Here is a 13,364-nt window from a genome sequence, read left to right on the forward strand (position 1 = left end):
ATCACGTTGCGTGCGTAGCGGCGGATCCATTGCGCCGCGGCGACACCATATCAGCGCCCGAGGTGACGTCGATGGCATGCCTCGGCCCAAGCCATGCCCAAGCCGTGAACGCAGTCGCGATTTATCCTGAATGCGGCGTTCAGCGACTCGCCGTCCAGCCGTCCGACCCCGAAGCCGCCGGATGCGTGCCGCGCCCGCCCCTCCACAACACGCAGTGCGCCCGCCGCGGCGGCCATCGGCCCGCGCAGCGCGCAGTCCCCCGCCCGCCGACACCGCGCCCGGCCGGCGACCCGGCAACCTGCGCCCGCCGGCCGTCTCCGTTAGAATTGGCGGCTCTTGGCCGCTCCCGGCCGGACACCCCCACAAGGAATCCCCGCACGATGAAGATCCTCGTCGGCTACAAGCGCGTGGTGGACTACAACGTCCGCATTCAGGTCAAGCCGGATGGCTCCGGCGTGGTCACCGACGGCGTCAAGCTGTCGGCCAATCCGTTCGACGAAATCGCCCTGGAAGAGGCCCTGCGCCTGCGCGACAAGGGCATCGCCACCGAGGTCGTGGTCGCCACGATCGCCCCCGCCGACGCTCAGCCGCATCTGCGCAACGGCCTGGCGATGGGCGCCAACCGCGCCGTGCATATCGTCTGCGACCAGCCGATCCAGTCGCTGACCGCCGCGCGCGCGCTGCTCAAGCTGATCGAAAAGGAACAGCCCGACATCGTGATCCTGGGCAAGCAGGCGATCGACGACGACGCCAGCCAGACCGGCCAGATGCTCGCCACCCTGTGGGGCCGCCCGCAGGCGACGTTCGCTTCCAAGCTGGAAGTCGCCGACGGCAAGGCCACGGTCACGCGCGAAGTCGACGCCGGCCTGGAAACGCTGGAAGTCGACCTGCCGGCGGTGGTCACCACCGACCTGCGCCTCAACGAGCCGCGCTTCATCAAGCTGCCCGACATCATGAAGGCCAAGAGCAAGCCGCTGGAGACGATCCAGTTCGCCGACCTCGGCGTGGACACCGGCGACACGCTCAAGACCACCCATTACGCACCGCCGCCGAAGCGCAGCAAGGGCGTGATGGTCAAGGACGCGGCCGAACTGGTCGCCGCACTGAAGCAGAAGGGGTTGCTGTGATGAGCAAGGTTCTGATCGTCGCCGAACATCTGGACGGCAAGCTCAATGCCGCCACCGCCAAGTGCGTGTCCGCCGCGCAGGCGCTCAAGCCCGAATCGATCGACATCGTGGTGCTGGCCGCCGACCCGGCCGCCGTCGCCGCCGATGCCGCGCAGATCGCCGGCGTCGCCAAGGTGCTGAGCGTGACCAACGCCGCCAACGCCCAGCCGATCGCGCAGGTGCTCGCGCCGCAGATCGCCGCGCTGGCCCAGGGCTACAGCCATGTGTTCGGCCCCTCGACCACCTTCGGCAAGGACCTGATGCCCTGCGTCGCGGCCCTGCTGGGCGTGGCCCAGGTCTCCGACGTGATGGCGGTCGAAGGCAGCCACACCTTCAAGCGCCCGATCTACGCCGGCAACGCCATCGTCACCGTCGAAGCGCCGAGCGACCACACCGTCGTCGCCACCGTGCGCGCGGCGTCGTGGCCGGAAGCGGCGAAGGGCGGCAGCGCGACGGTCGAAGCGACTTCGGTCGAAGCGACCCTGCCGACCCACACCCGCTACGTCGGCCTGGCCGCCGGCAAGTCCGACCGTCCCGACCTGCAGAGCGCCAAGCGCGTGGTCTCCGGCGGCCGCGGCGTGGGTTCGGCCGAGAACTTCAAGATCATCTACGACTTCGCCGACAAGCTCGGCGCCGCCGTGGGCGCCTCGCGCGCCGCGGTCGACGCCGGCTACGTCCCGAACGAACTGCAGGTCGGCCAGACCGGCAAGATCATCGCCCCGGAGCTGTACGTCGCCGTCGGCATCAGCGGCGCGATCCAGCATCTGACCGGCATCAAGGACGCCGGCACGATCGTCGCGATCAACAAGGACGGCGAAGCGCCGATCTTCGAGATCGCCGATATCGGCCTGGTGGGGGATTTGTTCAAGTTGCTGCCGGAGTTGGAAGCGGCGTTGGCATAACCACGCCGCTCACCGGAATCCGGTCGATGCAGGCAAGCCTCGCATCGGCCGGATACCGCAGGTCGGCTTCGGCAACCGAGCGGCATGGCGCGCACAAGCGCCATCCAGCAACTTCAAACGTGACGATAGGGCGCCGTCGCCGCCGCGAATTCGCTCCACTGCGGACCGCCACGACGCTCGTACAGCATCGGATCGGGATGCGGTCGCTGCGCGGTTCGCCGCGGCTCGACCGACTGCCGCCAGAATGCGTCCGCGCGACGCATCCGCCACAGATAGAACGGCAACAGCCCTACGAAACTCTTCCATTGCGAGCGATAGCGCAGGCATAGCGCCGCGCAACGCAAACGCTCGGCCAATGTGGTCGGCAGCGCCTCGACCGCACCGTTGGCGGGCAGCGGCGACAATACCTTGAACCACGGGCCGGTCAGGCCCTGGCCGTGGTACAGCGAGTACTGGCTCATCTGCGCGCCACGCGCGCGAGCCAGGTGGATCCCGGCCAGATGGCTGGCATCGTGATCGTGATGCCCTCCCTCCCAAGCCGGCATCAACACCTCGCCAGCGGCGTCCGCTGCGCCCAGACGCTCGAGCAGGCGCGGCACTACGTCGCCCAGCCGGAGGTGAAGACCACCGTCGGGAACCGACCACTCCTCACCGAGGAAATGCATGTCCGCCGGGTCCAGGCCCAACCCGGTCAACACGGCGATGCTCTCGCCGCGCCGGCGTGCCGTGTCCTGGCCGCCCCAGCCGCCATCGGTCAACCACACCGTTTCGACCCGACGGCCGGCCGCGACCGCGCGCGTCAGCCAGGGAAACACCGCGAACTCGTCGTCCGGGTGCGCGAACACCACCAGCAACGGCTTCGATGAGAGGTGATCAGAACGCATCGAAATCGAGCTGTCCGAGCCGCACCGAATCGGCCGACGGCACAAGCACGCCTTCGCCAAGCGGACGGAAAATCATATTGAGCGGACTGGGTCGGAAACGTTGCGGGATGTCGAACCACATGGCGCTTTTTCGATCGCCCCCGCGTGGACGCAAGCCCAGATGCAGATGCATCCCGAACGACGGCGAGGCGGACGGCGCGCTCATGCCCGACGGCAGCGGCACTTCGTCCCACGCGCGCAAACCCGGCTTGCCGGTGCTCGCCTGCGCGCCAACCACGCCGTCGGCGGCACGAACCAGCGCGTAAGATCGCTGCGGATTGGCGACTCGCCACGCCAATGCGGCTTGCGACCAGTCTCGTCGGAATTCGGCCTGCTCGCGCGCCGCTTGCGCATCGCGATCGTCGATACGACCCAAACCGATCTGCGCGTCGAGCGGCCGAACCAAGGTGAAGCCGAGCTTGCGGATGAAACCCGGTGTCGAATTGGCATTGGCGACGCCGTACACCGCGCCGACGCCGGCCGCCGCGCCGGCCTGATACGTCGCGTCGGCCAAACGGGTGAACAAGCCCTTGCCCTGGAAATCCGGATGAGTCGCCGTATTGAGCGAGAGCATGACCCGCAGCGGCCGGCCGGCGACCACCGCCTGCACCGGCACGCAAACATAGTGAGCGGCGAGCGTGTCGCCTTCCCACGCATCGCAGCCGATCACCTGTCCGGCGGGGTTGCGCGCATACAGCCAGTCCAGGTAAGTCGCGTTCAAATGCGACGCGCCCGGGAAACAATGCTGGAACAGCTGCTCGTAGCTCGCCAGCGCGGCGGCGTCGGTGCTTACTGCGCGAATTTCCACAGGTGGACTCCTGACAAAGAAAAACCGATCCGGCCCTTATCCTTTTCGAGCGAGGATCCAGACCGTGATGTCGGCAGGCAATATCTTCAGCGCGGGCACCAACGGCAAAATGCCCATGCTCAAGAACAAGGCCTTGATCCTGGAGACTTCGCCGGAACAACGAATCCGCGAGTACAGACCGCGCGCGAGCAAGGTCGGCAAGCGCCGACTGGCGGTCATGTCCAGCCCCGCGTTGCGCGCGGCGACCAGCAACGAACGCGAATCGAAATAATACAAATGCGGCGACGGCAGACCTTTCTGCCACAAGCGATCGAACGGACCGCTCATACCGAATCGCACCAGTACGCTGGCAAGCCGATACAGCGCACCTCGGCGATCGGGCGCGTTCACCACGATAATCCCGCCGGGCCGCAGGCGCTCGTGGCACTTACGCAGGACCTCGACCACATCGGGTATGTGCTCCAGGACATCGTTGAATACGATCACGTCGAAAACCTCGTCGTCCGCGAGCGCATCCGGAAAGTACCCGCGCCTCACCGGCAGGCCGCGCGCCATGGTGCGTCGCGCGACCTCCGGGTCGGGCTCGATGCCGAACACTTCGAAATGTTCCGCTGCGCGCTCCAGGAACCAGCCGTGCGCGCAGCCCACGTCCAGCAGCCGCGGCTTCGTCGCGCCACCCGCGGGCAGATCGGGCCGGCCCAGCAGCCACGTCAGCAAGGAGGCGAAGTTCGCTTCGCGAATCGGCCGCAAGGCCAGTTCGCGCTCGTCCTCGTCGATGTCGGGCCCATCGCGCTGATCGATGTGGACGCTGAAAGTCGCCGTTTCCAGACCGCACGCCAGGCAGGTCGCGTGCCAGGGCGTAAGCCCCCTGCGCTTTGCGCCGCCACAAGAATCGCACACCGGCAAGACTGCGCTCATTTACCAATCCCTGGTGCTGACGATGATGCCGACAATGATGATGCTGCCACCGACCAGTGTCGAGTAGCGAAACTTCTCGCCGAGGATCAGCACCGACAGCATCGGCACGAGCAGGAAGCCCAGCCCGTAGAAAGGAAATGCTTCCGACAAGGGCACGCGCGCCAGCACGGCCAGCCAGGCCAAGGTCGCCAGCGCGTAAACGCACAGGGCGGCGAACAGCGGCAAGGAAATCAAGCTGCGCAGGTTGGCGAAATCCAGCGAACCCGCCGCGTACTTGAACAGCACTTGCCCAGCGGCGAGCATCGCGATCGTGCCCACGATCATCGCGATGGTCGTGACATTGAGGCCGGCGTGGTCATTCATGGTTGGAAGTCCGATTGATCAAGGTGCGATGTTTGGCCAGCACCCGGGCGAGCGGCCGTCGCGGAATGGATGCGATGTCGTAGCCAAGGAAGGCCAGCAGAAACTGCAACCCCGACACCACCGAAACGGTCGCGATCATCACCGTCCCCAGCGGCGCGCCGGTGGAGAAGCGAATCGACTGCAACCAGTGCCAGCCTCCGAAACACACGCCGAACACCAGCAATCCGACCGCCGCCAACAACTCCAGCGAAGCGAGCGAAAGATCGCGCAGGAAATAGTTGTAGACGATGCGCTTGCCGAGATTGCGCACGTGCTTGAACAAGAACTCGAAGAAGATCTTCGAGGCTTTCAGCCCGCTGGTCTCGTCGCCGTAGCGCGCATCCATCGGAACATCGATCACCACCGCACGGATGGTGTTGAGCCGGAACAGCATGTCGGTCTCGAAGAAATAACGACGACTGATACTGTCGAACGGCAGATTCGCCGCGACTCGCGCATGGATCGCGGTATAGCCGTTGGTCGGATCGAAAATGTCCCAATAGCCCGTCGAGGCCTTGGCCATGAAGCTCAGCCCGAGGTTGCCGATGCGGCGCAGCGCGGGCATCTGCCGGATCTGACTCAGATCCCAGAAGCGGTTGCCCTTGGCGTAGTCGGCCTCGCCCTCGAGGATCGGAGCCACGAACGCCGGCAGCAGGGTCGGATCCATCTGGCCGTCGCCGTCGATCTTGACGATCACCAGCGCGCCATCGGCGACGGCCTGGCGATAGCCGGTGATCATCGCGCCGCCCACGCCCTGGTTCTGCGGGTTGCGCAGCACGCGGACACGCGGATCGACGACGTTGCTTTCGATGAAATCGCCGCTGCCGTCCGGACATGCGTCGTCGACGCAGTACACCGCATCCACTTCCGGGCCGATGGCGGCCAGGACGCCCATGATATGGCGGGTCACTTTGTAGCTCGGTATGACCACGGCGATACCGGTGGTCCATGCGGGAGCGGAGAGATTTTCGTGCGTCATCGCGGACCTATCTGAAAATAGCAAGACACTCCTTGGCCGCGACCTGCATGCGCTCGCAAGGACTTTGAACCTCCCGGCGACACCCGACGGCGGCGCCGGCAATGCGGAAAACGGGAGCCGCGCAGGCCCCTGCCGCCCCAGGACGACCGGCGCCGCGCTGACAGGCTCACCGCTCATCCAGGATCGACGCAATCCCGGCGGAGCGTGGACGAAACGCTGCCGACTGACAACCGCTGCAAGGCGACCGACCCGGGCACCGAGCCCGTCGATCCGACGCCGCCAGCCCCCGTAAGACCCAACCGCCGGGGTCAGCGCACTTCGATCGCGTGCGCGGCCCCGAGATCGCAACTCGCCGCTTTCGCCTCGTCGCCGACCACGTAGGACAACTCGTATTTCCCGGGTGCCAGCGAATTCAAGTTCATTTCCACGGTGACGCCGGCCTGCTGCGGCCCGAGCTGCGCAAATTGCGCTGCCGCCCTCACGTCGGGCCGATCCGAGCGCACGCCTTTGAACACGAAGCGCTGACCGCCGCCGGACAGCACCGCGACCACATCGCGCTGGATAGGATCGACGGACTTCGAGTCGACCGACCAGCCGGACACACGGATCGGCGCGCTCTTTTCCGCCTGCCAATTCGCGTCGCTTCGCTTGGCGCCTTCGATCGTGTCCACAAAACAGGCCAACGCGGGATCGGCCGCCGCCTGCACGATCCACGCGGGCGGATCCTTTTGTGGCGGTTCGCCCCAGGCCGCCGGAGCCAGACTCGGCCCGGCCCCATTCTGGCCGCATGCGGCCAGCAACGACACCACGCAAACCAACCCAATACGATTCAAGTTCATGACTCCCCCGCGATGAAATTTCTGAAGAATTCGACGTGACGCCGCACCTGTACGTCCAGCGAGAAGTTCAGCGCTCGCGCGCTTCCGCTTTCGCGCAGACCTTGCGCGAACGCCGGATCCTCGGCGATCCGCTGCAACCCGCGGGCGATTTCGTCGGAATCCTCCGGATTGTCGAGCAGCAGCGACGCGCCTTCGCCAATCTCGAGCAAGGAACTGTTGCGCGAGGTGATGACGGGCACGCCGCACGCCATCGCTTCCACCACCGGCAGACCGAACCCTTCGTACAGGGACGGATAGACGAAGGCGGTCGCCATCGAATACAGCGCCGGCATGTCGTCGAGCGGCACGTAACCCAGCATCTTCACTCGCCCGCCCGCGGCGACCATCAATTTCTTGACGTCGTCGTTGAGCCAGCCCGAAGCGCCGACGACGACCAGAGACTCCTCGCCGCGGTAGCTCTTCATCGCCTTGAGCAAGCTGCGCAGGTTCTTGCGCGGCTCGATGCTGCCGACGTAGAGGAAATACTTGTCCGGCAAGTTATGCCGCTGGCGAACGCTGTGCTGGCGCACCGCCGAGGCCGGCTTGAACAGACTCAGGTCGACGCCGCAGGCAATGGTGGTGACGCGCGACGGCTCGACCCGGTAGTACTTGATGAAATCGCGTTTCGTATTTTCCGATATCGCGACAAAATGAGCGCCCGAAGCGACCGCGCGGTCGAAATTCGAGGTGCATAGCGCGATGTTTTCCTCAGTATGGAACTGAGGATGCGACAGGAACGTGGTGTCGTAGACCACCATCGCCGCCTTGCCGTTGAAACCAGCCGGGAACGCATTGCCGGTGCAATACAGCGCATCCAGGCCCGGCACGGCGCGATCGGCGTCCTTGAAGGCCGGCAAAGGGCCGCGGTACATCGTCATGCCGCTGCCGGCCTTGACCGAAAAATCACTTTCTTCGCCGGCGACGTAAGCAGGATGCACGAAATCGGCGAACCCCGGCAGCATCAGATAATCGACCTCGCGCCCGTGCTCGGACTGCCAATGCGACAGGCCCTTGACCAGCGAGGCGGTGTAGCGGCCGACGCCCGACAACTCGCTGCCGATCGCGCGCGAAACGTCGAAGCCGATGCGCGGGCGGATCGCGCCGTCGCGCAGCGTCGCCGAATCGGCGGCGGACTCGCCTTCGTCGTTGGACGCGCTTTTCGATATCTCGACGATGCGCTGCTTCATCCGTTGCGAGCTACGGGTCAACGACCAGTGCTCGGCCACGTCGATGGCGGCCTGGCGGCCCTTTGCGCGCGCTTGTTCCTGATTTTCGAACACATGGCGGAACAACCGGATCAGGTGGTCCTCATCCGGCAAGGCCCATTTGAATCCCAGGTAGTAAGGACACTTCGCCTCAGCATCGACCAGCGACACCTGCAGCGGATAACTGTTGTCGTTATCCAGGAACGACTGCTGCGCACTCCAGTAACTCGCGATCACCGGGATGCCGCAGGCCATCGCCTCCAGAATGGGCATGCCCCAGCCTTCACCGCGCGTGGGCAACACGAAGCAATCGGACGAGCGGTACAGCTGCGCCACCTGGTAGTAGGGGACGGATTCGTTTTCCGAATAGACGATCCGACCGCCGTCCGGGTCGAGTTTCAGCGAACGGATGATCTCGTCGGGCCGCACGCCCGGGTCGCGATTGGTGTACTTGCAGATCAGCACCACCGGATCGGTGCTGCGGAACGCGCGGTTGAACGCGCGAATCAGTATTTCCGGCGACTTCCTCTCGCCCCACTCGAAGATGGACAAAAACGAGAACACACCCTCGATCTTCAGCCCCGCTATTTCCGGGTTGAAGTAATTCGTGTCCACCAGGCCGAGCGGCATGACCTTGATCGGCACCGTCACGCCGCTACGACTGAACGTCCATTTGTTGAACTCGGTCGGCACCCACAATTCGTCGAGGCCGTTGCAGCCCTCCACCCAGTCGGTCGGAACCCCGGTGGTCTCCAGCATCGTGTAGCCGATGCGGTAGCCGCCCTTGACGGTATTGAACGAATCGGCCTGGCCATAAATCAAGGTCGGCGTCGGCGCCTCGGGCGCCGCGCGCTGGCGGATGATCTCCAGCGAATAAACCCCGGTGCTCTGCTCGGCGCTTTCGGCGACCGGGAACACGGTACCGGGACCGTAGAGGTATTCGTACGAAATCGAAACGCCCTGCTCGTCGAGGCCCAGCGCGATCTGCCGCGCGGTCATCGCATAGCCGACCGGCTGGAAGAAAGTGGAGCGCAGGTGCAGGCGCTGCGAATAACGCGCGTCCAGCACGGTCTTCCACTTGCCCAGGAAGGTTTCCTGCGACTTGAGGAACATGTCGCTGTGGCTGACCTTGTTCACCGAGGTGGAGCCGTGCTCGCGATGACGCACCGTCAACGAGCCGCAATTGACCACCCGGTAACCGGCGCGGCGCGCCTTGAAGCAATAATCCGAATCCTCGTAGTAGGAAAAGAAATCCTCGTCGAGGTAACCGATCTCATCCATCAGCGCGCGACGGATGTAAACGCATGCGAACACCACGCCTTCGACTTCGCGGTCGTATGGATACTGATTGATGTCCTTTTCGCCCGCGCCCAGTTGCTGGCCCCAGTAGCTGCGATCCGGAATATAGGTGCCGGCGTGCTGAAGCATGCCTCCGGTCAGGCGGCGGATCCGGCAACCGACCACGCCGACGTTGCCACCCGAATAAGCGCTGCCCCGCAATTTCTCGATCCACCGTGGGTCGTCGATCTCGGTGTCGTTGTTGAGCAAGATCACGTCATGAGAGGCGTCGATCCTGCGCAGGGCCTCATTATTGCCGCGCACGAAGCCCAGATTGTCGCCGTTGAAGATTGTGACGATCCCGGGGACCTCGGAGAGGTATTCGACCGTACCGTCGGTACTGCCGTTGTCGACCACGATCACATCCACCTTCGAAAGGTCGGTGTGTTTGAGAACGCTGTCCAAACAGGGTTTGGTGAACTCGAGCCCGTTCCAGGTCAGGATGACGACCGACACCGGGGCCATCGATGCCTCGGCATCGCTGACCGACAGGTTGTCCATTTGATTAAAGCTCATTTGCATCTACCTTATAAATCCTGCAAACCCCGGTATTCGGCAAAAGTCTAGCGTCTTTCACGACCACCTCGCTGTCCGCCAGTATGTAGCGGACCTTTCCGAGTTCATGCGCGCTCAACTCGCCTTTGGGCTGGACCATTCTTGCCGTTTCCGGCAGATACGGAAGCCAGAAAACATTATCCACCAACGTGTCTCTGCTGCTGGCGACCACCGCGACCGTGCCCGGATCCCTGAACATCACCTGGTACGCCAGCGCCCCGCAATGGGCGTCGTCTCCGCCGGGGCTGGCGTCGTGGAGAATCTTCCAGGCGCCGATGTTCGAAAGCGACAACCATAATCCGATCGCCACCACCGCCCAAACCTTCGACCGCCGGACCGTATCGACATAAAACGCCAGCAGGCCGACGCACAACACCAGCAACAACCAGCGATGCGACATTCGATACCAGTGCGCCTCCATGCTGTCGACGGTGGCACCGAACCACGGATCGGAACTGAACTTGAATACGAATACGAACGCAATCACCGAGCCCAGCAACACAAACTGCGAGATCCAACCCAGCCATTTACTGAAAGCGCCCTGGTCACAATCATTCCGTGGCGCCATGCACATAATCAAAAGCAACGGGAAAACCGAAAAATAATAACGGCTATGCCAACGACCCAACCCGCCCAGATCGTAGGGGGAGGTCCCCAGAGTAAAAACGATCGCGAGTGAAATCGACGCGATGCACAGCACGGAGATCAGGACCGTGTCGAGCCAGAGCGCGGCCCCCTGCTCGGTGCGCGGCCGCGCCGCCAGCAGGCCCGCGGCGGCGGAGATGCCCAGGGCGAACGGCAAGGCAAGAATGGTCAGGTGGCCCAGCAAGAGTTTGCCGACGCCGGCCGGGTCTGCCCACGCCGCCGATACGGCGGTCCTGATCCAGCCCCCCGAACGGTTTTCGTACAGGCCCAGCCCCGACGTGTCGGGCACCGCGATCAACGATTTGATCGCCTCGTAGGTAGCGAACGCGACGACCGGGGCAAGCAACGGAACCAGCAGCGCGAACCTGTTACGACGTTGCGGCTCGCGCCATGCGATGACGAACAACGCGATGAATACCGCCGGCAGCACCACGATCGCGTTGAGTCGCACATTCAGCAGCGTGCCGATCGCGATACCGAGGGCGACGCTGCGGGTCCAGGCTTCGGGCCGGTCCAGCAGCCGCAATCCGGCCAGCGCGCACCACAGGAACACCGGGAAATACAGGACTTCAGTAACGGCGTAAGCCGCTATGAACACCGACGGCAGCGCCACGGAGAACGCCGCCGTCAGCAAGGACGCACGTTCGCCGAGGATGCGCCTGGCGATGAAGAACACGGGGAACACCGCGCTGCTCATGAGCAGCGCATTGAAAAGACGTATGCCGATATAGAAGTTCTCGCCGAACAGGAACGCCGGCGCTATCACATACGGGTACAGCATGTTCGGCAGGTTGGTCGCATGCAGCACCTGATCGGGAGATGGAATCCCGTCCCGGCCGCCGGCCCATAAACCGGCCGCGATCGCCTTGTAGATGTATTCGTCGCCCGACCAGTACGGCAAGAGCAGCGAGGCCACGAACCGGAGAATCGACACCGCGAGAAACAGCGTGGTCAGCGTCGGCAGCGGACCGCGCGCTGTGCTCTGCGCACTGTCGGACTGCGTACTCCAACGTCCGAGCGCTAACAGGAACATGGCCACCGCCACCGCCAGCAAGGCCGCCAGCAGGCTCTGGGCCCAGACCCGCCAGACCGGCAGCTCGGAGATTCGGATATCCCGCACCACCGCTCCGGGCTCTCCGCCATAGAAAATGCGGAACTCGACTTCGCCGGGCGCATGGCGTCCGCTGTCGACGCTTTCGCGCAACACCACCGGAGTGCCGCTGCGGTAGACGACGAAACTGCGTTCCTGCCTGGCATTGTCGTAGCCGGGCCTGAACAGATCGATGGTGAGGCTGGCCGTGTCCGAATCGGCCGGCTGCAACTTCAATGAGAAGGCGTAGCGATAGCTGGGTCGAATCTTGATCTTGCCGCTGATGACATGCCCGGCCGGTCCCGCGACGGCGCGAAAACCGTCGCGCCCCACCCCGGCGAACCCGCTCAACTGCACGTCCTGAGCCATGATCGCGCGCGAATGACGGGGATCGCCGTTGAACGCGCGCAGCCCGAGGAACGCCATCGCGACCAGCGCGAGGAACACGAGCGACAGGGGGACGGAGCCGAAACCGCGCTTCACCAAATGGGCGAACATCTTCGAAATCATCGTTATGAGCATTAAAGCGCGGCAGGACGAGTCGGCAGCGCGAAGGCGCCGACTCGAACCGTCGTCCCGATCAGCCTCGCAGGCGTCGCAGATCCGCCTCGACCATCATCGAGATCAGCTGATCCAGGCTGGTCTTGGGCTTCCAGCCCAGCGCGCTTTCGGCCTTGGCCGGATTGCCGAGCAGGACATCGACTTCGGCCGGACGCATGAACTTCTCGTCGATGACCACATGGTCGTGGTAGTTCAAGCCGACGTGGGAAAAGGCGATCTGGCACATGTCGCGCACGGTCGTGGTCACGCCCGTCGCGATCACATAGTCGTCGGCGACCTCTTGCTGCAGCATCAGCCACATGGCCTCGACGTAATCGCCGGCGAAGCCCCAGTCGCGCTTGGCGTCGATGTTGCCCAGATGCAATTTGGACGCCAGGCCGAGCTTGATGCGCGCGACCGAATCGGTGACCTTGCGGGTCACGAACTCGATACCGCGCAGCGGCGACTCGTGGTTGAACAAGATGCCGCTCGAGGCATGCATGCCATGGCTTTCGCGATAGTTCACCGTCGCCCAATGCCCCATCAACTTGGCAACGCCATACGGGCTGCGCGGATAGAACGGGGTTTTCTCGTCCTGCATTTCGGCTTGAATCAGGCCGAACATCTCGCTGGTCGACGCCTGGTAGAAGCGCGCGGCGGGGTTCACGATACGCACCGCTTCGAGAATGTTGACGACGCCCACGCCATCGATCTGAGCGGTCAATACCGGCTGCTGCCAGGAACTGCCGACGAAGCTCTGCGCGCCGAGGTTATAGACCTCGTCGGCTCCGGAGATCTGCAGCGCCCGGATCAGCGAGGAGATATCGGTGATATCGCCATCGATCAGATTGACGTCCTTGTCTATTCCGAGCTCACGCAGCCTCCAAAGCGTGTCGGTGCTGCGCCGAGCCAGCACGCCGGATACGCGATAACCCTTTTCCAGCAGCAGCTTGGACAGATACGCACCGTCTTGCCCGGTGACGCCCGTGATCAACGCCGATTTCCCACTGTTCAT

Annotated in this window: 11 protein-coding genes; 2 read left to right on the forward strand and 9 right to left on the reverse strand. The window is 64.1% G+C overall.

Annotated features, from left to right (window positions below):
• Window positions 1-380 precede the first annotated feature (380 nt).
• Window positions 381-1,127: an electron transfer flavoprotein subunit beta/FixA family protein gene (locus tag KME82_RS20620; RefSeq protein WP_056105948.1), complete on the forward strand. Its 747-nt coding sequence runs from the start codon at window positions 381-383 to the stop codon at window positions 1,125-1,127.
• On the forward strand, window positions 1,127-2,068 hold the full coding sequence (locus KME82_RS20625) for an electron transfer flavoprotein subunit alpha/FixB family protein (protein WP_215495667.1): 942 nt from the start codon (window positions 1,127-1,129) through the stop codon (window positions 2,066-2,068). The genes KME82_RS20620 and KME82_RS20625 overlap by 1 nt, the downstream gene beginning before the upstream one ends.
• A 113-nt stretch (window positions 2,069-2,181) precedes the next feature.
• Here KME82_RS20625 and KME82_RS20630 read toward each other — a convergent pair whose 3' ends face one another.
• The 9 genes from KME82_RS20630 to KME82_RS20670 all read right to left on the reverse strand — a co-directional run bounded on the left by KME82_RS20630 (window position 2,182) and on the right by KME82_RS20670 (window position 13,364).
• Window positions 2,182-2,916 carry a PIG-L deacetylase family protein gene (locus tag KME82_RS20630; RefSeq protein WP_252255852.1) on the reverse strand — a complete coding sequence of 245 codons (735 nt, stop codon included), beginning with the start codon at window positions 2,914-2,916 and terminating at the stop codon, window positions 2,182-2,184.
• A gap of 25 nt (window positions 2,917-2,941) precedes the next feature.
• Window positions 2,942-3,799 (reverse strand): GNAT family N-acetyltransferase, encoded by an 858-nt coding sequence (locus KME82_RS20635; protein ID WP_215495669.1) that lies wholly within the window; start codon window positions 3,797-3,799, stop codon window positions 2,942-2,944.
• A gap of 36 nt (window positions 3,800-3,835) precedes the next feature.
• Window positions 3,836-4,699: a class I SAM-dependent methyltransferase gene (locus KME82_RS20640; protein ID WP_252255853.1), complete on the reverse strand. Its 864-nt coding sequence runs from the start codon at window positions 4,697-4,699 to the stop codon at window positions 3,836-3,838.
• A gap of 18 nt (window positions 4,700-4,717) precedes the next feature.
• Window positions 4,718-5,080 (reverse strand): EamA family transporter, encoded by a 363-nt coding sequence (locus tag KME82_RS20645; RefSeq protein ID WP_215495671.1) that lies wholly within the window; start codon window positions 5,078-5,080, stop codon window positions 4,718-4,720.
• On the reverse strand, window positions 5,073-6,275 hold the full coding sequence (locus KME82_RS20650; protein WP_430538747.1) for a glycosyltransferase family 2 protein: 1,203 nt from the start codon (window positions 6,273-6,275) through the stop codon (window positions 5,073-5,075). The genes KME82_RS20645 and KME82_RS20650 overlap by 8 nt, the downstream gene beginning before the upstream one ends.
• A 131-nt stretch (window positions 6,276-6,406) precedes the next feature.
• A complete protein-coding gene (locus KME82_RS20655) occupies window positions 6,407-6,937 on the reverse strand; it encodes a hypothetical protein (protein WP_215495672.1) in 531 nt (176 codons plus the stop codon).
• Complete coding sequence (locus KME82_RS20660; RefSeq protein WP_215495673.1) at window positions 6,934-10,035, reverse strand: glycosyltransferase; 3,102 nt, start codon at window positions 10,033-10,035, stop codon at window positions 6,934-6,936. Before KME82_RS20660 ends, KME82_RS20655 begins: the two co-directional genes overlap by 4 nt.
• Window positions 10,025-12,319, reverse strand: coding sequence for an ArnT family glycosyltransferase (locus tag KME82_RS20665; RefSeq protein ID WP_215495674.1), 2,295 nt, complete (start codon window positions 12,317-12,319; stop codon window positions 10,025-10,027). The genes KME82_RS20660 and KME82_RS20665 overlap by 11 nt, the downstream gene beginning before the upstream one ends.
• Window positions 12,320-12,389: 70 nt before the next feature.
• Window positions 12,390-13,364 carry a GDP-mannose 4,6-dehydratase gene (locus tag KME82_RS20670; RefSeq protein WP_215495675.1) on the reverse strand — a complete coding sequence of 325 codons (975 nt, stop codon included), beginning with the start codon at window positions 13,362-13,364 and terminating at the stop codon, window positions 12,390-12,392.

It is taken from the genome of Lysobacter capsici (genome assembly GCF_018732085.1).
GTDB classification, from domain to species: Bacteria; Pseudomonadota; Gammaproteobacteria; order Xanthomonadales; family Xanthomonadaceae; genus Lysobacter; species Lysobacter capsici_A.